Annotated in this window: 25 protein-coding genes and 1 pseudogene; 2 read left to right on the forward strand and 24 right to left on the reverse strand. The window is 44.9% G+C overall.

The window, feature by feature from the left end:
- Positions 1 to 182: 182 nt before the first annotated feature.
- The 3 genes from murA to ACFVP7_RS20195 form a co-directional block, all read right to left on the reverse strand.
- Positions 183 to 1,493 (reverse strand): UDP-N-acetylglucosamine 1-carboxyvinyltransferase, encoded by a 1,311-nt coding sequence (murA, locus tag ACFVP7_RS20185; RefSeq protein WP_338731333.1) that lies wholly within the window; start codon positions 1,491 to 1,493, stop codon positions 183 to 185.
- 33 nt (positions 1,494 to 1,526) lie between these two features.
- Entirely contained in the window at positions 1,527 to 2,267 is a 741-nt protein-coding gene (locus ACFVP7_RS20190; protein ID WP_024571494.1) for a YwmB family TATA-box binding protein, read from the reverse strand.
- A 134-nt stretch (positions 2,268 to 2,401) separates the two neighbouring features.
- Positions 2,402 to 2,632 carry a DUF1146 family protein gene (locus ACFVP7_RS20195; protein WP_003227691.1) on the reverse strand — a complete coding sequence of 77 codons (231 nt, stop codon included), beginning with the start codon at positions 2,630 to 2,632 and terminating at the stop codon, positions 2,402 to 2,404.
- Between the two features lie 169 nt (positions 2,633 to 2,801).
- Here ACFVP7_RS20195 and ACFVP7_RS20200 point away from each other — a divergent pair, with 169 nt between their 5' ends.
- Positions 2,802 to 3,275, forward strand: coding sequence for a hypothetical protein (locus ACFVP7_RS20200; RefSeq protein WP_043940215.1), 474 nt, complete (start codon positions 2,802 to 2,804; stop codon positions 3,273 to 3,275).
- Positions 3,276 to 3,308: 33 nt separating this feature from the next.
- Here ACFVP7_RS20200 and ACFVP7_RS20205 read toward each other — a convergent pair whose 3' ends face one another.
- The 18 genes and pseudogenes from ACFVP7_RS20205 to spoIIR all read right to left on the reverse strand — a co-directional run bounded on the left by ACFVP7_RS20205 (position 3,309) and on the right by spoIIR (position 17,589).
- The gene (locus ACFVP7_RS20205) at positions 3,309 to 3,707 is read right to left on the reverse strand and encodes a F0F1 ATP synthase subunit epsilon (RefSeq protein WP_014478254.1); all 399 of its coding nucleotides are present in this window, start codon (positions 3,705 to 3,707) and stop codon (positions 3,309 to 3,311) included.
- A 23-nt stretch (positions 3,708 to 3,730) separates the two neighbouring features.
- Positions 3,731 to 5,152 carry a F0F1 ATP synthase subunit beta gene (atpD, locus tag ACFVP7_RS20210; RefSeq protein WP_003227686.1) on the reverse strand — a complete coding sequence of 474 codons (1,422 nt, stop codon included), beginning with the start codon at positions 5,150 to 5,152 and terminating at the stop codon, positions 3,731 to 3,733.
- Positions 5,153 to 5,177: 25 nt separating this feature from the next.
- On the reverse strand, positions 5,178 to 6,041 hold the full coding sequence (gene atpG, locus ACFVP7_RS20215; protein WP_003244388.1) for an ATP synthase F1 subunit gamma: 864 nt from the start codon (positions 6,039 to 6,041) through the stop codon (positions 5,178 to 5,180).
- A 76-nt stretch (positions 6,042 to 6,117) separates the two neighbouring features.
- The gene (atpA, locus tag ACFVP7_RS20220; RefSeq protein WP_003227681.1) at positions 6,118 to 7,626 is read right to left on the reverse strand and encodes a F0F1 ATP synthase subunit alpha; all 1,509 of its coding nucleotides are present in this window, start codon (positions 7,624 to 7,626) and stop codon (positions 6,118 to 6,120) included.
- Between the two features lie 16 nt (positions 7,627 to 7,642).
- On the reverse strand, positions 7,643 to 8,188 hold the full coding sequence (locus tag ACFVP7_RS20225; RefSeq protein ID WP_003227679.1) for a F0F1 ATP synthase subunit delta: 546 nt from the start codon (positions 8,186 to 8,188) through the stop codon (positions 7,643 to 7,645).
- Positions 8,185 to 8,697, reverse strand: coding sequence for a F0F1 ATP synthase subunit B (gene atpF, locus ACFVP7_RS20230; RefSeq protein ID WP_003244051.1), 513 nt, complete (start codon positions 8,695 to 8,697; stop codon positions 8,185 to 8,187). Before atpF ends, ACFVP7_RS20225 begins: the two co-directional genes overlap by 4 nt.
- A gap of 162 nt (positions 8,698 to 8,859) precedes the next feature.
- Positions 8,860 to 9,072: a F0F1 ATP synthase subunit C gene (gene atpE, locus ACFVP7_RS20235; RefSeq protein ID WP_003151167.1), complete on the reverse strand. Its 213-nt coding sequence runs from the start codon at positions 9,070 to 9,072 to the stop codon at positions 8,860 to 8,862.
- Between the two features lie 45 nt (positions 9,073 to 9,117).
- Positions 9,118 to 9,852: a F0F1 ATP synthase subunit A gene (gene atpB / locus ACFVP7_RS20240; RefSeq protein ID WP_003242621.1), complete on the reverse strand. Its 735-nt coding sequence runs from the start codon at positions 9,850 to 9,852 to the stop codon at positions 9,118 to 9,120.
- 7 nt (positions 9,853 to 9,859) lie between these two features.
- Entirely contained in the window at positions 9,860 to 10,243 is a 384-nt protein-coding gene (gene atpI, locus ACFVP7_RS20245) for an ATP synthase subunit I (protein ID WP_003243159.1), read from the reverse strand.
- A 422-nt stretch (positions 10,244 to 10,665) separates the two neighbouring features.
- A complete protein-coding gene (gene upp / locus ACFVP7_RS20250) occupies positions 10,666 to 11,295 on the reverse strand; it encodes a uracil phosphoribosyltransferase (protein WP_003227670.1) in 630 nt (209 codons plus the stop codon).
- Between the two features lie 134 nt (positions 11,296 to 11,429).
- The gene (glyA, locus tag ACFVP7_RS20255) at positions 11,430 to 12,677 is read right to left on the reverse strand and encodes a serine hydroxymethyltransferase (protein ID WP_015714869.1); all 1,248 of its coding nucleotides are present in this window, start codon (positions 12,675 to 12,677) and stop codon (positions 11,430 to 11,432) included.
- A gap of 206 nt (positions 12,678 to 12,883) precedes the next feature.
- Positions 12,884 to 13,426, reverse strand: a complete 543-nt coding sequence (locus ACFVP7_RS20260) for a TIGR01440 family protein (protein WP_003227667.1) — start codon at positions 13,424 to 13,426, stop codon at positions 12,884 to 12,886.
- A gap of 12 nt (positions 13,427 to 13,438) precedes the next feature.
- Positions 13,439 to 13,887, reverse strand: a pseudogene (gene rpiB / locus ACFVP7_RS20265) (ribose 5-phosphate isomerase B).
- Between the two features lie 156 nt (positions 13,888 to 14,043).
- The gene (prpB, locus tag ACFVP7_RS20270; protein WP_338731341.1) at positions 14,044 to 14,496 is read right to left on the reverse strand and encodes a protein arginine phosphatase PrpB; all 453 of its coding nucleotides are present in this window, start codon (positions 14,494 to 14,496) and stop codon (positions 14,044 to 14,046) included.
- Positions 14,497 to 14,571: 75 nt separating this feature from the next.
- Positions 14,572 to 15,129, reverse strand: coding sequence for a manganese efflux pump MntP family protein (locus ACFVP7_RS20275; protein ID WP_338731342.1), 558 nt, complete (start codon positions 15,127 to 15,129; stop codon positions 14,572 to 14,574).
- Positions 15,130 to 15,207: 78 nt separating this feature from the next.
- Positions 15,208 to 16,248, reverse strand: coding sequence for an L-threonylcarbamoyladenylate synthase (locus tag ACFVP7_RS20280; RefSeq protein ID WP_019712588.1), 1,041 nt, complete (start codon positions 16,246 to 16,248; stop codon positions 15,208 to 15,210).
- Between the two features lie 156 nt (positions 16,249 to 16,404).
- Positions 16,405 to 16,848, reverse strand: coding sequence for a GNAT family N-acetyltransferase (locus ACFVP7_RS20285; protein WP_003244265.1), 444 nt, complete (start codon positions 16,846 to 16,848; stop codon positions 16,405 to 16,407).
- A gap of 66 nt (positions 16,849 to 16,914) precedes the next feature.
- Positions 16,915 to 17,589 carry a stage II sporulation protein R gene (gene spoIIR / locus ACFVP7_RS20290; RefSeq protein WP_003227654.1) on the reverse strand — a complete coding sequence of 225 codons (675 nt, stop codon included), beginning with the start codon at positions 17,587 to 17,589 and terminating at the stop codon, positions 16,915 to 16,917.
- A gap of 140 nt (positions 17,590 to 17,729) precedes the next feature.
- Between spoIIR and ACFVP7_RS20295 the strand changes: the two genes are divergently transcribed.
- On the forward strand, positions 17,730 to 18,092 hold the full coding sequence (locus ACFVP7_RS20295; RefSeq protein WP_338731343.1) for a UPF0715 family protein: 363 nt from the start codon (positions 17,730 to 17,732) through the stop codon (positions 18,090 to 18,092).
- Positions 18,093 to 18,108: 16 nt separating this feature from the next.
- Here the strand turns inward: ACFVP7_RS20295 and ACFVP7_RS20300 are convergent, their stop codons facing one another.
- The 3 genes from ACFVP7_RS20300 to prfA are packed head-to-tail and all read right to left on the reverse strand — an operon-like array spanning position 18,109 to position 20,394.
- Positions 18,109 to 18,396: a DUF5316 family protein gene (locus tag ACFVP7_RS20300; RefSeq protein ID WP_003244050.1), complete on the reverse strand. Its 288-nt coding sequence runs from the start codon at positions 18,394 to 18,396 to the stop codon at positions 18,109 to 18,111.
- A gap of 59 nt (positions 18,397 to 18,455) precedes the next feature.
- Entirely contained in the window at positions 18,456 to 19,322 is an 867-nt protein-coding gene (gene prmC, locus ACFVP7_RS20305) for a peptide chain release factor N(5)-glutamine methyltransferase (protein ID WP_021480814.1), read from the reverse strand.
- 1 nt (position 19,323) lies between these two features.
- Entirely contained in the window at positions 19,324 to 20,394 is a 1,071-nt protein-coding gene (prfA, locus tag ACFVP7_RS20310) for a peptide chain release factor 1 (protein ID WP_003227645.1), read from the reverse strand.
- Positions 20,395 to 20,437: the final 43 nt, after the last annotated feature.

The raw sequence follows: 20,437 nt of genomic DNA on the forward strand, positions 1-20,437 counted from the left end.
CTGCTCGGGATTCGACTCTAGTCTAGTCTATGGGCAGGGACAAGCTAATATGACTCTCGTTTTGGACAGAAACTTTATTTGTCATTTACGTATTCTTTTTTGCTATTTTGCGCATAATGATGATAATACACAAAAAATAAAAAACCAGTATGCCAGAGTGACATACTGATTTTCAAGTAAGTTTATGCATTTAAGTCAGAAACGACTTCTTTATTATCTTGCTCAGAAGCAGACTCATCATTTACACGTTCGATGTCTGCGCCCAGAGCGGCAAGCTTCTGATGGAAATCAACGTAACCGCGGTCTAAGTGCTTCAATTCAGTAACACGTGTGTGACCTTCAGCCACTAACCCCGCAAGAATCAGCGCTGCACCTGCACGCAAATCAGTCGCTGCAACTTCAGCTCCCTGAAGCTGTACAGGACCGTTAATGATGACAGAACGTCCTTCAATCTTGATATCACCATTCATACGGCGGAATTCTTCCGCATGCATAAAACGGTTTTCAAAAACGGTTTCTGTAATCATGCTTGTGCCGCTTGCACGAAGCAGAAGCGCCATCATTTGTGACTGCATATCAGTCGGGAAGCCCGGGTGAGGCATTGTTTTGATGTCAATCGGTTTAAGCTCTTTCGGGCCGATGACACGCAGACCTTCACCTTCATCCTTAATTGTTACACCCATCTCTTCCATTTTTGCAATTAAAGAGGTGAGGTGCTCAGGAACCGCTCCTTTTACTAATACGTTTCCTTCAGTGATTGCAGCAGCAACCATAAATGTGCCCGCTTCAATGCGGTCAGGAATAATATGGTGTTTTACGCCGTGAAGCTTTTCGACTCCTTCAATTTTGATGGTGCCGGTGCCAGCTCCGCGGATTTTTCCGCCCATGCCGTTGATATAGTTTGCTAAATCAACGATTTCGGGTTCTTTTGCCACGTTTTCCAGCGTTGTTGTTCCTTCAGCTAGAGCGGCTGCCATAATCAGGTTCTCTGTAGCTCCTACACTTGGGAAGTCCAGATAAATTTTTGCGCCTTGCAGTCGGCCTTTTACTTCAGCTTCAATGAAGCCATTACCGACTTTGATTTCTGCGCCCATTGCTTCAAAACCTTTTAAATGCTGATCAATCGGTCTGGAACCAATTGCGCATCCGCCCGGAAGTGCAACTCTTGCATGACCTGTACGCGCAAGAAGCGGCCCCATGACAAGCACAGACGCACGCATTTTACGAACATATTCAAAAGGTGCTTCAGTTTGCAAAGCGTATGAAGCATTTACAGTCACTTCATTATTTTCAAAATGCACATCTGCTCCTAAATGACGCAACACTTCGTTAATTGTATATACATCGGAGAGCGTAGGTACATCACAAATTACGCTTTTTTCTTCACTTGCTAATAAAGATGCAGCGATAACAGGTAAAACGGCATTTTTAGCGCCTTCAACTTTGACTGTGCCGTTTAACTTCTGACCGCCGCGGACGATGATTTTTTCCAAGGTATTCCCCTCCGCGTCCCTAAATTCTCTATATTAATATTCAGTCGTAACGATTGGTGTGCCAACCGTAACGGTATGTTTTCCGCCCATTCCTGCACTTCTAAGTGCAATTTGCAAATTCATTTTATGTTTCGAGGTCATAATGTACTCTTCCCACTCATCTGTAAACGCAGAAATAGAAACGAAATTTGGCTCAACTACATGTTCTACTGATCTTGCTTGAAATTCATTTAATAACTGATTTGCTTTTTTTTGCAAAACAATATTCATATTATCATCTAAGTGACCATTTAGACAAGTAAAAATAACTACTTTTTCTTGGAATATCCCAAGTGTCTCCCGTTCAAACTGTTCATATGTATCATTCCAGCTATCCGGTGTCTCTAGACTCATTTGCTCATATAATAAATACGAAGTTGGATTGTGTTTTTTGAGGGTTGTGACAAGCTGCAGTCTAAAAGAAGTGCGATTTTTTTTGTCAGTATATGTGCCAATTGCCTTTACGACTTTATCTTCCCGTGCAATCACCCAATCATATTGACGATACTCTGATTTTAAACGTTGCACTTTTTGATAAAATTCTTTCTCGGTCAGTGACATGTTTTGTTTTGCATGCAATGTCCACTTATCTATTGACACATCTTGGCGTTCCATCCCCTCTGCCATTTGTGCTAACGGCGTTAATTCACTCGCATGGATGGTATGGAAAACAGCAATGACGAAGCTTAACATGACGGAAATGATAATAGCGTGGCTTACTTGTTTTTTCTTCATGTTCATCTCTCCCCCTTATCCCCAGTTTTACCGGAGGCAAGAGGCGCCATACGTAAAAATCTTCGTCAAAACTCGAGCTATTCGCTTCAACCCGCTTCTCCCAACCATTTAATGATAATAATGTTCAAAACCTATTAAAATAGATAGGGAAGCTGCTGTGAATAATTGAGATAATCTAAAAAGAAATTGGCAACGGCCGTTCCAATGGCGATTGTCAGCAAAATCATCAGGAGTCTTGCCTGCACGACTTTGCCTTTTTTGATTAACGGATCTATATTGACGGCTTGCAACGCCCACCAAGTCACTGCTATAAAAATCAGGTGAACGACAATACCGATTGCAGCCTGCTGTCCCAATACACTCATCTATTACACTCCTTTCTCTGCGTTCATACCCTTTCTTATTATATAAGAAGCACAGATAAAGATGATACATTTTATACAGAACGGAATAATCAGCCAAATCTAGGGCTAATCCCCGCTTAAAGTGCGATTCTTTTACATGGTATACTTTATTGGAAAGGAGCTGGCAAATGTGAATCATTCGTTTTTTCAGCCTGAAAAGCAATATGGTGAGGACCTGCCAATTTTTGATCAGGAATGGGAAGCAATTGCATTCTATTATGATTATAGACAGTCACAGATTGAAGAACTGAATGAATTGTGTCAGTTTTTTAACATTTCTCTTACCTATACGAGAGAAAGCCTTGAAGAGCTTGAAAACCTCTATTTTCAAAGTATACAAGAGCTTTTGCTTGCTGATTGGAATCTTCCTATTGAAGAATTCGAGAAAATGATCAGTGTTTATCTTATAGATTGCGTGATTGCCCGCCATGAAGATGCTGAATGGGTTGTAAAACCTTATCCCTATAAAGACGGCGCTTATACACTTGGCTTTAGAAGACATCGCAAATCGTGGCATACAATGAATGCCTGTGATGGTTTATACCTGCGCCAAAAAGAGGATCGCCCGCTGCTGTCGCTGTTTGATTCTCTTGTTCGTTCATAAAAAAATCCTTCTCATAAAGAGAAGGATTTTTTCTTATTTCCCTGCTACATCCAATCTGTTCAAAGCCCGCTGTAACGCAAGCTCAGCCCGACGAATGTCAGTATCATCTGATTGAGAATTCAAACGCTCCTGCGCCCGCTGGCGTGCAGCTTCAGCGCGCTCTTTATCGATGCCTTCCGCTGTCTCGGCAGCCTGGGCAAGGATGGTGACCTGATCAGGACGGACTTCGACAAAACCGCCGCTGACGGCAACCATTTCAGTCTGCCCATCTTTTTTCAGACGGACAGCGCCGATTTTAAGAGGAGCCACGGTTGGAATATGGCCTGGCAAAATACCGAGATCGCCGCTTTCGGCTCTCACACTCACCATTTCGATATCCGCATCGTATACTGGGCCGTCGGGAGTAACGATATTGACTTTAACGGTCTTCATGCTTTTACCCTCCTAGGACCAGATTAAACTTCTACACCCATTTCTTTTGCTTTCTCAACAACTTCTTCGATACGGCCTACAAGACGGAACGCATCTTCTGGAAGATGGTCGTATTTACCGGCTAAGATTTCTTTGAAGCCTTGTACCGTCTCTTTTACAGGCACGTAAGAACCTTTTTGTCCAGTGAACTGTTCAGCCACGTGGAAGTTCTGAGAAAGGAAGAACTGGATACGGCGTGCGCGGTGAACGACAAGTTTGTCTTCCTCGCCTAATTCATCCATACCGAGAATCGCAATGATATCTTGAAGCTCTTTGTAACGCTGAAGCGTTGACTGTACTTCACGCGCAACTGCATAATGCTCTTCTCCGACAATTTCAGGAGCAAGGGCGCGTGATGTAGATGCCAACGGATCAACCGCAGGGTAAATACCCATTTCAGTTAATTTACGCTCAAGGTTTGTTGTCGCATCCAAGTGAGCGAACGTTGTCGCCGGCGCCGGGTCAGTGTAGTCATCGGCAGGCACGTAGATCGCCTGGATAGATGTAACTGATCCAACGTTCGTAGACGTGATACGCTCTTGGAGCTGACCCATCTCAGTTGCAAGCGTCGGCTGATAACCAACCGCTGAAGGCATACGGCCAAGAAGGGCTGAAACCTCTGAACCCGCTTGTGTGAAACGGAAAATGTTATCGATAAAGAACAGTACGTCCTGTCCTTGTACATCACGGAAGTGCTCAGCCATTGTAAGGCCTGTCAAAGCAACACGCATACGTGCGCCCGGCGGCTCGTTCATTTGTCCGAATACCATGGCTGTTTTGTTGATTACGCCAGAGTCACTCATTTCGTAGAAAAGGTCGTTCCCTTCACGAGTACGCTCTCCTACGCCGGCGAATACAGAGATACCGCCGTGCTCTTGCGCGATGTTGTTGATTAATTCCTGGATTAATACGGTTTTACCTACACCGGCACCACCGAACAATCCGATTTTACCGCCCTTAATGTAAGGAGCAAGCAAATCAACAACTTTAATACCTGTTTCAAGAATTTCAACTTCTGTTGAAAGCTGATCGAATGAAGGCGCCTGTCTGTGAATCGGATCCTTTTTCGCATCCGCAGGAACCGGCTCATTCAAATCAATATTTTCTCCGAGAACGTTAAATACACGTCCAAGTGTTACATCACCAACCGGTACTGAGATTGGCGCTCCTGTATCTACAGCTTCCATACCGCGCTGAACACCATCTGTAGATGCCATTGCGATTGTACGGACTGTATCATCACCTAAATGAAGAGCGACCTCAAGCGTTAAATCAATACCTACTTCGTTTTCACTTGCAGCTGGCTGTGAAATTTTAATCGCATTATAAATTTCAGGCAAGTGACCGTCTTCAAAACGCACGTCGACGACCGGTCCTAATACCTGGCTAACGCGTCCTTTCTTCATCGCTATCCCTCCTGACAAAATCTTTCTATTCTAAAGCGGCTGCTCCGCCGACAATTTCCGTAATTTCTTGTGTGATCGCTGCTTGGCGAGCGCGGTTGTAAGAAAGCGAAAGTGAATCGATAAGTTCCTTCGCGTTGTCTGTCGCATTTTTCATCGCCGTCATTCTTGCAGCGTGCTCACTTGCTTTACTGTCAAGAAGCGCACCGAAGATTAAGCTTTCTGCATATTGAGGAAGCAAAACCTCCAGAACCTCCTCTTCAGATGGTTCAAATTCATAAGACGCCGTTCTTTTTCCGCCGCCGCTGCCCAAATCAGATAACGGCAGAAGTTTTTTCTCCGTTACTTCTTGAGTAATGGCGCTGACAAAATGGTTATAAACAAGGTGCAATTCATCAAACGCACCGTCTATAAACATTTGGATCGTTTGACGGGCAAGATCTTTAATTTCTGTAAACGTTACTTCATCCCCAAGTCCTGTTAACTCGGAAATGATCGGAATCTCCCGTTTCTTAAAGAAATCACGGCCCACTCTTCCGATGGCAATCACCGCATACTCATCCTTAGACTGATGACGTTCTTGCATGGCCTGATAAGCACTCCGTAAAACCGAACTGTTAAAAGCGCCGGCAAGACCGCGGTCAGACGTAATGACAAGGTATGCCGTTTTTTTCACTTCTCTGCTGAGAAGCATCGGATGCTTTACGTTGCCGGAAACTCTTCCGACGTTTGACACAACCTCTTGGATTTTATCCATATATGGCACAAATGATTTTGCATTGTTTTCAGCACGATTCAGCTTAGCCGCAGATACCATCTGCATGGCTTTTGTAATCTGACTTGTTTTTTTCGTTGACGTGATCCTTGACTTAATATCGCGTAATGAGGCCAAAGATTTCACCACCTTTTCTCTTCATCTGCGTAAAAAGAGAGAAAAAGAGAACCTTTTTCTCTCATCAGCATTCGAGTTAGTTGCTTGGTGCAAATGTGCGTTTGAAGCCTTCGATTGCAGCTTTGAAGTCTTCATCAGCAGGAAGGTTTCCTGTTTTCGCAATTCCGTCAAGCAGGTCTTTATGGTTTTGGTCAAGGTACATGTAGTACTCATCTTCAAAACGTCTGATATCCGCCACAGGAATATCATCGAGATATCCTTTTGTCAGCGCATAAAGAATGGCTACTTGCTTTTCAACCGGAAGCGGCTTGTTCAGATCCTGCTTCAGCACTTCAACTGTACGTGCACCGCGGTTCAGTTTTGCCTGAGTCGCTTGGTCGAGGTCAGAACCGAATTGAGCGAATGCTTCCAGCTCACGGTATGACGCAAGGTCAAGACGCAAAGTACCTGATACTTTTTTCATCGCTTTGATTTGCGCTGAGCCGCCGACACGGGATACAGACAATCCGGCGTTGATCGCTGGACGTACGCCTGAGAAGAACAAATCAGATTGCAGGAAGATCTGTCCGTCGGTGATGGAAATGACGTTCGTCGGAATATAAGCAGAGATATCTCCGGCTTGTGTTTCTACGAACGGCAGAGCTGTAATTGATCCTGCGCCTTTCGCGTCGCTAAGCTTTGCTGCACGCTCAAGCAGACGGGAATGAAGATAGAATACATCCCCAGGGAACGCTTCACGGCCTGGCGGACGGCGAAGAAGCAAGGACAGCTCACGGTAAGCAGCCGCTTGTTTAGAAAGATCATCGTATACAACAAGAACGTGCTTGCCGCTGTACATAAATTCTTCTGCCATTGTAACCCCAGCATACGGTGCCAGGTACAGAAGCGGTGCCGGCTGTGACGCAGACGCCGTTACAACAATTGTATAATCAAGCGCGCCGTGTTTACGCAATGTTTCTACTACGCCGCGGACTGTTGATTCTTTTTGACCGATCGCAACATATACGCAGATCATGTCTTGGTCTTTTTGGTTCAGGATCGCATCGATCGCAACAGATGTTTTACCTGTTTGACGGTCACCGATGATCAGCTCACGCTGGCCGCGGCCGATTGGAATCAGTGCATCGATCGCTTTGATACCGGTTTGAAGCGGTTCATGAACGGATTTACGGTCCATAACGCCTGGTGCAGGGCTCTCAATCGGACGAGTTTTGCTTGTAAGGATCGGGCCAAGTCCGTCTACCGGCTGGCCTAACGGATTTACAATACGGCCGATTAACTCTTCACCAACAGGAACCTCCATGATGCGGCCTGTTCTTTTTACTTCGTCTCCCTCACGGATCTCACTGAAAGGTCCTAAGATGACGATACCTACGTTTGATTCTTCAAGGTTTTGAGCCATACCCAAAACACCGTTTGAAAATTCGACAAGTTCACCGGCCATACAGTTGTCAAGGCCGTGCACACGTGCAATACCGTCACCGACTTGGATGACTGTACCTACGTCTTGAACTTCAATATCAGATTGATAATTTTGTATTTGCTGTTTTATCAGCGTGCTAATCTCTTCAGCTTTGATGCTCACTTAGGTTTCACCCCTTCTATCGATTTTCCCCGGCTAATTGACGTTCGATGCGCTGAAGCTTCCCGCTTACGCTGCCGTCATAAATCCGGTTTCCAATGCGGACTTTAATGCCGCCTATTAAATCCGTCTGCACTTCATTTCTGATTCTCAGTGAAGCGACTCCGGCTTTTTTTGCAAACACTTGTGATAATGGTAAAATTTCCGCATCCGTCAGCGGTTTCACTGAATATACGATTGCGTCTTCTGTTTGACGGGCCTCATTTGCGAGTTTGATAAACTCATCTGTGAGCTCAGGCACAATCGCGGCACGATGGCGGTCAATCAAAAGAAAAATCGTATTAAGCACGGACTGTGACAAAGAGCCAAATGCATTTTGGATCAGCTCTTTTTTCTTCGCAGCCGGCACCTTCGGATGGTTCAACACATCATTAAGCGCTTTTTCATTTTGAAATACTTGTTTTACAACAGTTAGCTCTTCTTCTACTTGATTCAGCTGAGCGGACTCATTGGCTATATCAAAAAGAGCTGATGCATATCGTTTAGAGACAGCTGATCCACTCATCGGCTTTCTCCTACCTCTTTAAGATAGTCCTGGATCAATTTCTCTTGCGCTTGTTCATCCAGTTCTTTTTCGATCACTTTCGACGCAATCATGACAGAAAGAGACGCTACTTGCTCACGGAGAGCAGAAACCGCCTGTTCTTTTTCCTTCACGATTTCAGTTCTTGCTGCTTCTTTCAGACGTTCAGATTCTGCACGTGCAGCCTGAATAATCTCTTCTTTTTGCTTCTCTCCCAGTTTCTTTGCGTTTTCGATAAGAGTTTGGGATTCCTGTCTTGCTTCTTTTAAAAGAACGCGCTGCTCTTCAATCAGCTGCTGCGCTTCTTTATTTTTTTCTTCAGCAGACGTAATTTCTCCAGCGATGTGGTCTTCACGCTGTTTCATTATGTTTAATAGCGGCCCTAAAGCGTATTTCTTCAGAAGCGCTAATAAGATTAACATAGCTAACAGTTGGAACAGGATATCTCCGCCGTTAAACGACAATCCTAGTTCAAGTGGTAATTGAGACATCTACTACGGCAACTCCCTTCTGCAGGTTTTTCTTTGCTGATCCAGCAGCCGCACTTGTCTCTTTTCAGCCGGCAAGGCGGGATGCTTATCAGACATAAAGCAATGGCGAAGGTTCTCTTGGAATGATCTTCGCCATTTTTAGTTCATATAAGGCTTTTATGCTTAGCCAAAGAACGCTAAGAATGCGATAACGACAGCGATAATAGGAAGGGCTTCAACTAATGCGATACCCATGAACATAAGAGTTCTCAGTTCTTTACCTGCTTCCGGCTGACGGGCAATCCCCTCTACCGTACGTGAAACAATCAAACCGTTACCAATACCTGCACCAAGTGCGCCTAAACCAATTGCAATCGCAGCTGCTATTAAATTCATGAAAAAGTTCCTCCTTTAAAATGTTATCCGTTTGGATATAATGTTTTAATGATCATGACTGATTTTATGAGACATGTACACCATCGTCAGCATTGTAAAGATAAATGCCTGGATAGCACCAATAAATAAACTGAATGCTTGCCATGCCAGCATCGGCAGAATGGCACCGATTGTACCGACAAGACCGAGAGCCACGCTTTGCGAATAATGGCTTGTTGCTAATCCCGCAAGCAGGCCGAGAAGAATCTCACCGGCGAAGATGTTACCATACAGCCGCAAACCTAGAGTCAGCGTATTCGCAAACTCTTCGATGATTTTCATCGGGAGCATGAATGGAACAGGTCTTAAATAGTCTTTGGAATATTCCTTGAGCCCTTTCATCTTCACACCATAGTAGTGGGTTAAAGCAACAACCATCACGGCTAGCGTTAATGTAATGGCAGGATCGGCTGTCGGAGACTTCCACCAGAGCTCATGTCCGATTGTAATAGAGAACGGCAGCCCCAGCATATTCGACACAAATATGTACATCAGCAATGTGACACCAAGTGCCAAGAAGTTAGCCCCTGTTTTTAAATCCATTGTACTGCCAATAATATTGCGGACGAAATCAACAATCCATTCCATAAAGTTCTGGGCTTTTCCGGGACGGATCGAAAGCGTTCTTGTCGTCAATATAGCAATCAATAAAACAATCACACTCGCCACAGTAATCATCAGAATGTTTGTCAGATTAAAAGTAAGACCTAGAAATTCTATAGTTCTGTAACCATGATTCAAAGGGTTTTCACCTCTCTTCCATTGATGAACGTTTAAGCTGGATAAAGGAATCTATCATAATGACAGGGTATATTGTCATTAATCCAATAACTGTACTTGCCATATGAAAGTATTCGGGATTTTTATAGGCAACAGCCACAGCAAGAATCGCATTGCACCACCGCGCTGCGCTCCCGAGAGATCGTATGGACTTTCCTTTCTCAACAGCTCTGTCAAAAGCATTCATTCTTCTGACGAGCAGTAAAAAATTAAACAAACTGAAAACAGTTCCCAGAATAAGGCCTAAAAAAACGGTTTTATACGCTGTTAAACCATAACCCAGTACATACACTGCCAAAATGAACAATAAATATTTGCGTTGTCTGCTAAATGTAAGCTTGGGATCGTCCATCAATTATCTGTCTCCTGATGAAAAAATAATGTATAGCTTGGATACGGCAAAAATCAGCGGTTAACCCTTAGTAGAAGACCTTTTTTGACCGGCAAAACGGGCCTGTTCGAAAAAATCATTCATCCGCAAGCCTTGCAGGGATGCTGTTTCATTCGCTTAAATAAATCCTCATAAAACGGGTTTGCTGAGAGGATTTACATTGAGGATGAGGACTATAATGAAAGCTATGAAAACCTTCTCATAATACCCTCGTTTAGCATACAATAGCCCCTAACATGTGTCAATCTGTTTAAAGTTAAAAAACTTTTTATACTTTACGTCTCCACAGAATGTTCACATTTTCACCTATAATTGTATACAGATTCACCGAATAGCAAAAAACTGGATAAAAAAATGAAACCCCCTTTTGGGGATTTCATTTTTTATTTTGTTCCAAACATGCGGTCACCCGCATCTCCGAGACCTGGAACAATATATCCTTTTTCATTTAATTTTTCATCTAGCGCCGCAATGTAAATATCAACGTCCGAATGATGCTTCTGCAATTCTTCCACACCCTCCGGCGCTGCTACAAGACACATGAAACGGATATTTTTCGCACCGCGTTTTTTAAGGCTGTGAATGGCTTCAACTGCGGAACCGCCTGTAGCGAGCATCGGGTCAACCACGATGAATTCACGCTCTTCCACATCAGAAGGAAGCTTGACATAGTATTCCACGGGTTTTAAGGTTTCTGGATCACGGTAAAGGCCGACATGTCCCACTTTTGCCGCAGGAATCAGCTTTAAAATGCCGTCAACCATTCCCAATCCTGCTCTGAGGATAGGAACCACTCCGAGTTTTTTCCCTGAGATGACTTTCGATTTCGCAGCCTGAACCGGTGTATTGATATCCACTTCTTCCAGAGGAAGATCGCGGGTAATTTCAAATGCCATGAGTGTAGCCACTTCATCTACTAGCTCTCTAAAATCCTTCGTACCTGTATTTTCATTCCGTATATATGTCAGCTTGTGCTGAATTAAAGGATGATCAAATACATAAACCTTTCCCATACTGTGTTTCAGCTCCTTTTTTATTGTCCCATCAACAATTACACACTTCTATTGATTCTACAAAAAAAGACATTGAGTTTCAAGAACATCGTCAAAAAACCCGCCGGGCATAAGCCCAAGCGGGTTTTAGGATCTTAATAATCTAATTCTTTATATAAAGGAAATTTATCAGTCAGAGCAGCTACACGCTGTCTTGCTTCTTCAAGTTTTCCTTCATCTTCGTGGTTTTTCAATGCAAGCGCAATGATAGCACCGACTTCTTCTAATGCGTCTCCGTCAAAACCGCGGCTGGTTACAGCAGCTGTACCAAGACGGATGCCGCTTGTTACGAAAGGTTTTTCAGGATCATATGGAATCGCGTTTTTGTTAGACGTAATACCGATTTCATCAAGTACATGCTCCGCAACCTTACCAGTCAGTCCGAGCGAACGAAGGTCAACAAGGATAAGGTGGTTGTCTGTTCCGCCTGAAACGAGCTGGATGCCCTCTTTCGTTAAGGCTTCAGCCAGACGTTTCGCGTTTGAAATGACGTTTTCTGCATATGTTTTGAAATCGTCCTGCAATACTTCACCGAATGAAACAGCTTTTGCGGCAATAACGTGCATCAGCGGGCCGCCTTGAATTCCAGGGAAGATCGATTTATCAATTTTCTTGCCAAACTCTTCACGGCAAAGGATCATACCGCCTCGAGGACCGCGAAGTGTTTTATGTGTTGTTGTTGTAACGAAATCAGCGTAAGGAACCGGGTTTGGATGAAGGCCTGCCGCAACAAGTCCTGCGATATGTGCCATATCCACCATGAAGTAAGCGCCGACTTCATCAGCAATTTCACGGAATTTCTTAAAGTCGATTGTACGAGGATACGCACTTGCTCCTGCTACGATAAGCTTCGGTTTATGAGCGAGGGCTTTTTCACGCACGTCATCGTAATCAATATATTGAGTTTCTTTATCTACGCCGTACTCAACAAAGTTATATTGAACACCGCTGAAGTTGACTGGGCTTCCGTGTGTTAAATGGCCGCCGTGGGAGAGGTTCATCCCAAGTACAGTATCGCCTTGCTCCAAAATCGTGAAGTACACTGCCATGTTTGCTTGTGCGCCTGAATGAGGCTGAACGTTTACATGCTCCGCTCCAAAGATTTCCTTCGCGCGGTCACGGGCGATATCTTCAACGACATCGACGTGCTCGCATCCGCCGTAGTAGCGTTTGCCCGGATATCCTTCTGCGTACTTATTTGTCAAAACAGATCCTTGTGCTTCCATAACCGCTTCACTTACAAAGTTCTCAGAAGCAATCAATTCGATCTTAGTCTGTTGGCGTTCACGCTCATTTTTAATGGCGTTAAACACTTGTTCGTCTTGCGCAGGTAAATGTTTCATCAGCGAGATCCTCTCCTATCCGTATCCTGTTCTTTGTTTTTACCATCACTATTGTACATGGTTTTTAAGGCCGATGTAAAAGATTATTTTTAAAAAATCTAAATTTTTATTGGTAAAAACGAATATTAATAACTTAAATTTAATTTAAAGTTCGGAATTTATTTCACTGTCTTAAAATAAAAGAAAAGACTGGCTATGCAGTCCTTTCATTCGCACTCATAAACCGCCCGCACTCCGCCGATTAGTTTCGGCCGTGTACGCGCCAATGTCACATGAGCTGAACCGAGGCTGTTTTGAGAGACACGCACAGGGACAGCCACCGGCTTCAGATGCATGCCGATAAACGTATCGCCTATATCAATTCCGGCATCAGCCTGAATGGTTTCAACAAGAACAGGAGACTTCATCTGCTTAAACGCATAAGACGCCATCGCTCCGCCCGCTTTTGGAACGGGCACGGCAGAAACGGTTGGAAGCCTGAACAGCTTGGCTGTTTCTGCTTCGACGACAAGCGCTCTGTTCAAATGCTCGCAGCATTGGAACGCCAGATGGATTCCCGTTTTTTCCCGAAGCTCGGCAAGTCCGCTGTAGATGCTTTCAGCGATATCTACACTGCCCGATGTGCCGATCCGGCTGCCGGCCACTTCGCTCGTGCTGCATCCAAGGACGAAGAGCTGATCTTGTTTCAATTCTGCTTGGTCCTGAAACTCAGACAGCATCGTCTTCCACGTTTGTTTCAACTCATTCATTAAACAGCACCCCTACAGGTTTTTCTCTTCATAATCTGAGATTTTTCCAATACGCGTTTGGTGTCTTCCCCGGTAAACTCAGTAGTCAGCCAGATTTTTGCGATTTCCCGAGCCAAACCAGGTCCGATCACCCGTTCACCCATCGCAAGGATGTTTGTGTCATTATGCTCCCTCGTCGCCTTCGCGCTGAAGGTATCGTGCGCCAGCGCGCAGCGAATCCCTTTTACTTTATTAGCGGAAATGCTCATGCCGATACCTGTCCCGCAAATTAAAATGCCTCTGTCAACTTCGCCGCTAACCACTTTTTCGGCCACCGGAAAAGCATAATCCGGATAATCGACAGAGCCGCTGCCGCAGTCACAGCCCATATCAATATATTCAATTTGCAATTCGTCCATTAACTCTTTGATTTCATTTCGAATGTGAACGCCGCCATGATCCGATGCAATGGCTACTTTCATCTGCTTTTCCTCCCAGCGTGTGTGATGCGGCCCGCCCGCTTTATTGACCGCGCAGCCTGTCCGCTCTTTGATTCACACCATATGATGTGCTTTTCACTATATTCTACTCCTTCACGCAGGATTTGCAAATGACCTGTTTGCAGATTTTCTGACAACTTATCTACGGTCTTTTTTCAGCTGTTTTGCCAGCTGCCGAAGAAGCTCTTCAAGCTCATCTCGCGTTTGTTTATAGATGTCAATTGAGCCGCCGAACGGATCGATGACATCACCATGGCGGCCTGTAACATATTCTTTTAACGTAAACACTTTATCACGATAACGTCCAAATTGGCTGGCAATGATCTGTTTGTGCTGATGGGTCATAGCCAGAACCAAATCAGCCGACTCCATATGTTCTTCAGTTAATGGAGAAGACACATGATTAAGGGCAATGTGTTTTTCAAACAGCGCTTCGACTGCATGAGGCGTCGCTTTCCCATTAGGTGAAGCAAACACGCCTGCCGAGCGGACATTGACATTCAGCCCTTCCATTTCTGCAATTGATTTAAAAAGCGCCTCAGCCATTGGGCTGCGGCACGTATTTCCAGTACAGACAAAAATAATATCCATGTCAGTCACCCCTTATTTTTCTCTATTATATATGAAGAAAAAAGAAACGGCGACTTCGTTTCTTTTATTGGTATATTAAATTGGCAAAAGCAGCTTTAATCCAAACGCGATTAATATGATGCCCCCGAGCGCTTCGCTGTATGTGCCAAGCCATGACTGCACTTGTTTTCCGACCAGCAGGCCCAGCCATGTCAACATCATGCTGAACAGCCCGAACAGGGTAATTGTGAGGAGCGGATGCGAGCCGTATATCCCCAAGCTCAAGCCGACGGAAAAGCTGTCAAGGCTGACGCCGATGGCAAACAGCAATAAGCCCGGCCCTGCCGGTGACATGAATCGTTCTTCTGACTGTTTAAAAGAGGCCATAAGCATTTGAACCCCAAGAACAAAAAGCAGCGCCCCACCGATATAAACCGCTAACACGCCGAGGAGCCCTGACAGCATGTTACCGGCCACCATCCCTGCGAGAGGCATGATGACGTGAAAGAGGCCGATGATGAAACCAATATAGAATATCTGCTTCTTTCTAAGTTTGACCATGCCCATTCCAAGGCCGACAGAAAAAGCATCCATCCCTAAAGCAAACGCCATGATGCTTAATGTAATCAGTTCGCCTATAAACAAATCCGACATACATAAATAACCCCCTTGGACACGCCCCGCTTTTTTAGCCTATGCGTGTCCAAAAAGGGTTAGAACATCTGACTGCTTTCAGCGAATCACTCTTCCTCCGGCGGCTTTCATCAGCCTGTTCATAATAGCAAGACCGACACCTGTATCCGGAAAGGATTCCGCTATAATGAAATCCACCTTATTCTCATCAAAGCTGCGCAAAGCATCATACAGCCCTGCCGCAACAGTCTCAAGCTGAGCCCGTCTTCCGCAGCTCTTCACATAATCAGCGGAATAAACGCCCGCGTTTTCTTCTGTCGTCAGGACACCGACCCGTCTTCCGCCCTGTTGATATTCTTGAATGAGGTGCTGAATGCGCTCTGGGCTGCCTTCGCAAATGGCAAGAGGCGCTGTCGGCGCATAATGTGTATATTTCATCCCTGGAGAAATCGGCTTCTCGTTTTGGTCGCTGAGCCCTTTATCCACATGGATCGGCCCGATCACCGCTTCAATTTGTTCCTTCGTAATGCCGCCAGGACGCAAGAGAACAGGGATGTCGTCCGCACATGAAAGCACGGTTGATTCGACCCCGATTCCGGTAGGGCCTCCATCCATAATACCGGCTATGCGGCCATCCAAGTCGTGAGCCACATGCTCTGCTTTTGTGGGACTTGGCTTGCCTGATAGATTGGCGCTCGGTGCTGCAATCGGCAGTCCCGATTCGCGAATCAATGCAAGGGCAAGCGGATGATCCGGCATTCTAATGGCAACCGTTTCAAGACCTGCCGTTACACGAGGTGAAAGCGCATCAGGTTTGCAAGGCAGAATGAGCGTAAGTGCTCCCGGCCAAAACCGTTTCATCAATGTTTTCGCCTTTTCCGGCGCCGGGCCCGTTAAATCCTCAAGCTGGCTGATATCCGCAATGTGGACAATCAGGGGATTATCGCTCGGCCGCCCTTTCGCCTCATATATTTTTTTGACGGCATCCGTATTTTTTGCGTTTGCGCCTAGGCCATATACTGTTTCTGTCGGAAAGGCAACGACCTCATTTTCTCGGAGCAAAGCGGCTGCTTGTGCAATTTGTGGATCATTTGTGGATAACTCGTCAGTTACATCCACAAACCATCTTTTCGTTTTCATTTCTGACCAAACTCCTTATTCACAACAATAAAACGATTGTTTTACGCGTGTAATCCTTTTGAAAGTATAAAAGATGTCCTGTAATAAAACAAGCGTTATCCACAAATTGTGGACAACGCTAATAAAGAAGTGGATAAGTATGTGTATAAACTGCACTTATCCAGACGCTTTTTTCATCAAAACGGCTCCTTCTGTTTGCCGCGATTCACAGAAGTGATCAGAAGAAAACAGCTCCTCCGGTACACTCTCAGCTCTTTCAAAACCCATGGCCGTCAGAAAGTCCGCAGAGGAATGCTGATTTGCTACTAGGTACACGGTTTTGATCTGATGCTTTTCGCACAGCACCTCCATGCTTTGAAAAAGCGTGACGATATGTCCTTGGTGAAGCTTGTCCGATATGACAAGTGATCGCAGCAGCCCCTGGTCACAGCTTATTTTTTCAATACCGAGGCATCCGGCAATGTTTTTCTCACTGTCCTCCAGCATAAGAAATTGAGTGAAGCCTTCTTTCACACCTTCATAGCTGGTTTTCGCCTGTTTTAAAAATGCCTCGAGCACATCTCCGTCTTTTTCCCTTGCCACCCGCAGTTGATAAAACATCCGTTCACCCCGTTTTTGCGTTCTTTCTTCCAATCTATGAGGCAAATCTATTTTTAGACCAGATGATTAGGAAAAAAGGTCGGAAATCCATTCGACTAAAAAGAATTTCACTTCTGTGCCGTCTTCTTTTTCTTCGTTCTCTTCTTTTTTGGCTTTTTCCGCTTTAGCGGTTACGTCCTCAAGCACTTTTTCAGTCTGCTTTTTTGAGGCTTCTTTATCTTCTTGTTCTTTGACGGCTTCCCCGTTAGAAAAATCGAGAAAGCAGAGGGGCGGGAACAGCACACACCACCAGTTGGCGCCGTCTCCGTTTCCAAGCGTAATCAAAATCGCTTCATACTCACCGGCAGGATATACCATGTTGCCGTAAAGCTTTGTCGGAAACGAGATTTTGTCAAAATCAACAGATATCGACTGATTCGCTCCTTCTTTCTCCATTGTTTCCTTTGCAATTGCTTTGATTTCAGGCAGCTTTGAACGAATCACGCGACGCGCTTCTTCAATAGAAGTAATATCCTTTACCCAAGTTGTGATTTCTTTATTCACCGCGTCTCTTATATGACGTTTTAATTGCTGATCTTGGTCACTATCGCTGTTTGCCAATATTCTCAGACGAATCGCCTGATCCGGTATGACCACCGGCTGATTTTCCGATTTCTGTGCCGTCTCTTCTTTTGCCAGCCCTACGAGCGCTCCAGATAGTAAAAGAAAGATATATATACAAATGATTACTGTTTTTTTCATCGGTCCCCACCGTTCCTCTCCGTGCTTTGTTTCTAGCCCTATTATGGACAAGGAGAGCCGGGGGTAAACGTGCAGGGTGAAAAAAATCTAGCAAGCTGTTAATCTTATTTATGGTACGATAGTGTTTTAGGAGGTTTAAGATGAAATACAATTATACAGTGCTGTTATCAGCATTCACGATGTCCGTTCTTTATTCAGTAATTTATATTCATTCATTTATCATTGCCGCTCTCATCACAATGGCATTTTATTTTCTGTTTCCTTATTTGATCTTCGCACTGCCGCTTCAAATCATGATGAATAAAAAGTCGAAACGGTTCAGCCCTTTGTATCTGCTGTATTACCTTGTCGCTGCTTTTATTGCCAACGCGATCATTTTCGGCGTGCTTCAGCCTTCGGGACAATCTTTGTTTCAAAATACAGCCTTCTATCTTTTCGCTGTATTAACAGCTCTTATCTATTGGATATGGGACTCTGTTTTACTGCAAAAAAAGGAAGCCTAAGAGGCTTCCTTTTTTATTAAAACAATATCGTCAGCAAATAACATAGAATGGAAGGTATCGCCGCAACAAAGAAAGCGGCCGCCATTTTCATGCGAGATGTACGGCCTTCTTTGGTTTCTGAATGGTAGTTTGCCCGCTGATCGCTTCCGCTTACAGCCAAACCCGATGTAATGATCGCGAGCCCCACTAAAACGAGAGACGCAACGCCAAAAATCGCTTCATATGAAAGAGCCTGCGGAAAAATGGTGCCAATCATGCTCTCAATCGCAATGAGCAGGATTCCTGCTGTCAGGGCCTTTTTCATGTTTACATCCCCTTTGCTGGTGTTAAACAGCTTGATCCATTCACTCGCCAGCAAGCTGCTTATTTATTTTTATGAATCAGAGCGCATATGGTTCTGTCTTTTCCATTAATATCTTTCAGCACTTCCACTTCCGCTCCCTTAAACGCCTTGAGGATCAGGTCTTTGACCGCCGCTCCCTGGTTCCATCCGATTTCAAAAACGACAAATACTTTATCCTTCATGACAAGCGGAATGTCTTCCATAAACCGCTTATAAAATTTCAGCCCGTCTCCGCCATCGGTGAGAGCGTGCAGCGGCTCATGAAAACGGACAATTTCCGATAGATCAGCCATTTCTTCCTCTGAAATATATGGCGGGTTTGAGACAATGATATCCGCTTTTTTTCCCGCCTTAATAAAAGGCTCAAGCAGATCGCCCTGATAAAAGCGCACATTCGCTCCGAGTTTTTCTGCATTGGCAGAGGCGACTTGCAGCGCCTCTTTCGAAATATCGACCGCCGACACAGAAAAGCTTTGGTTTTCAAGCGCAAGCGTGACGGCTATTGCGCCGCTCCCTGTACCAACGTCAACAACTTCGAGCTTGCCGTCTTCAGAAAAGACACTCCGATATTTTTCAAGCAAATGAAAGACAACTTCTTCAGTTTCCGGCCGCGGGATCAGCACATCATCATTCACCATAAATTCCCGTCCATAAAAAAACTCTTTTCCTATAATGTATTGAACCGGCACGCCCTCTTTATGCATCTCAACGTGACGCTTAAAGCGATACAGTTCGTCTTCACCAATCGGTTCCTGTAAGCTTGCGAGCAGTTTGCTTCTCTCCATTCCGGTATCATAAAGCAATAGGAGCTCGGCCGCATTTTCTTCTCTTCCCGCTTCGGTTAAATAAGAAGAAGCCCATTTCAGGGCTTCGAATATCGTCTTCATCTTAACCTTCCGACTGCTGAAGCTTACTTGCCTGATCTTCAACAATCAGCGCTTCAACCACTTCGTCAAGTTTTCCTTCAAGAATCTGATCAAGCTTTTGAATCGTCAAACCGATTCTGTGATCCGTCACACGGTTTTGCGGGAAGTTGTATGTGCGGATACGTTCAGAGCGGTCACCAGATCCGACTGCTGATTTCCGTGTTTGATCATATTCAGCCTGGGCTTCCTGCTGAAATTTATCATAGATTCTGGCACGGAGAACCTTCATTGCTTTTTCTTTGTTCTTAATTTGAGATTTTTCGTCTTGGCATGATACAACAACACCTGTCGGCAAGTGAGTCAGACGAACCGCAGACATTGTTGTGTTAACGCTTTGTCCGCCCGGTCCGCTTGAAGCAAACGTATCGACACGGATATCCTTCTCATGGATGTCAACCTCTACCTCTTCTGCCTCAGGAAGACATGCCACTGTTGCAGTGGATGTATGGATACGGCCGCCGGATTCCGTTTCCGGAACACGCTGCACGCGGTGGGCGCCGTTTTCATATTTGAGTTTAGAATACGCGCCGCTTCCTGTAATCATAAAGATGATCTCTTTGTAGCCGCCCGTTCCGGTTACATTCGCTTCCATGACCTCTGTTTTCCAGCCTTGAAGCTCAGCATAACGGGAATACATTCTGTACAGGTTGCCCGCGAATAAAGCGGCTTCCTCGCCTCCCGCAGCCCCGCGGATCTCCATGATAACGTTTTTGTCGTCATTAGGATCTTTCGGGATCAGGAGCACCTTCAGGCGTTCGGACAGTGTTTCCGTTTCCTTCTGAAGTTCAGAAATCTCTTCCTTCACCATGTCGCGCATCTCAGCATCCAGCTTCTCTTCAAGCATCGCTTTTGCATCAGCCAGCTGTTCTGACGCATCTCTGTATTGTCTATATACGTCAACTGTTTCTTGTATATCAGATTGCTCTTTTGAATATTCTCTTAGCTTTTTCGGATCGTTGACTACTTCTGGATCGCTTAAAAGCTCATTTAATTTCTCGTATCGTTCTTCAATTGATTTTAAACGGTCTAACACGGTCTTCACCTCTGTTTTCCTGTGCGTAACATTCTCATTATAG

The sequence above is a fragment of the Bacillus sp. SG20033 genome (assembly GCF_044570195.1).
GTDB classification, from domain to species: Bacteria; Bacillota; Bacilli; order Bacillales; family Bacillaceae; genus Bacillus; species Bacillus subtilis.

Excerpts from the sequence above, each read along its gene's own strand:
- prpB (WP_338731341.1), bottom strand. The coding sequence starts at position 14,496 with ATGGATATTATTTTTGTCTGTACTGGAAATACGTGCCGCAGCCCAATG.
- atpD (WP_003227686.1), bottom strand. The coding sequence starts at position 5,152 with ATGAAGAAAGGACGCGTTAGCCAGGTATTAGGACCGGTCGTCGACGTG.
- prmC (WP_021480814.1), bottom strand. The coding sequence starts at position 19,322 with ATGAAGACGATATTCGAAGCCCTGAAATGGGCTTCTTCTTATTTAACC.
- ACFVP7_RS20195 (WP_003227691.1), bottom strand. The coding sequence starts at position 2,632 with ATGAGTGTATTGGGACAGCAGGCTGCAATCGGTATTGTCGTTCACCTG.
- atpI (WP_003243159.1), bottom strand. The coding sequence starts at position 10,243 with ATGGACGATCCCAAGCTTACATTTAGCAGACAACGCAAATATTTATTG.
- spoIIR (WP_003227654.1), bottom strand. The coding sequence starts at position 17,589 with ATGAAAAAAACAGTAATCATTTGTATATATATCTTTCTTTTACTATCT.
- ACFVP7_RS20285 (WP_003244265.1), bottom strand. The coding sequence starts at position 16,848 with ATGTTTTATCAACTGCGGGTGGCAAGGGAAAAAGACGGAGATGTGCTC.
- ACFVP7_RS20260 (WP_003227667.1), bottom strand. The coding sequence starts at position 13,426 with ATGAATGAGTTGAAACAAACGTGGAAGACGATGCTGTCTGAGTTTCAG.
- glyA (WP_015714869.1), bottom strand. The coding sequence starts at position 12,677 with ATGAAACATTTACCTGCGCAAGACGAACAAGTGTTTAACGCCATTAAA.
- ACFVP7_RS20300 (WP_003244050.1), bottom strand. The coding sequence starts at position 18,396 with ATGAAAAAGGCCCTGACAGCAGGAATCCTGCTCATTGCGATTGAGAGC.
- upp (WP_003227670.1), bottom strand. The coding sequence starts at position 11,295 with ATGGGAAAGGTTTATGTATTTGATCATCCTTTAATTCAGCACAAGCTG.
- atpF (WP_003244051.1), bottom strand. The coding sequence starts at position 8,697 with ATGTCTCAATTACCACTTGAACTAGGATTGTCGTTTAACGGCGGAGAT.
- ACFVP7_RS20205 (WP_014478254.1), bottom strand. The coding sequence starts at position 3,707 with ATGAAGACCGTTAAAGTCAATATCGTTACTCCCGACGGCCCAGTATAC.
- ACFVP7_RS20280 (WP_019712588.1), bottom strand. The coding sequence starts at position 16,248 with ATGAAAACGAAAAGATGGTTTGTGGATGTAACTGACGAGTTATCCACA.
- ACFVP7_RS20190 (WP_024571494.1), bottom strand. The coding sequence starts at position 2,267 with ATGAAGAAAAAACAAGTAAGCCACGCTATTATCATTTCCGTCATGTTA.
- atpE (WP_003151167.1), bottom strand. The coding sequence starts at position 9,072 with ATGAATTTAATAGCAGCTGCGATTGCAATTGGTTTAGGCGCACTTGGT.
- ACFVP7_RS20295 (WP_338731343.1), top strand. The coding sequence starts at position 17,730 with ATGAAATACAATTATACAGTGCTGTTATCAGCATTCACGATGTCCGTT.
- ACFVP7_RS20275 (WP_338731342.1), bottom strand. The coding sequence starts at position 15,129 with ATGTCGGATTTGTTTATAGGCGAACTGATTACATTAAGCATCATGGCG.
- ACFVP7_RS20225 (WP_003227679.1), bottom strand. The coding sequence starts at position 8,188 with ATGAGTGGATCAGCTGTCTCTAAACGATATGCATCAGCTCTTTTTGAT.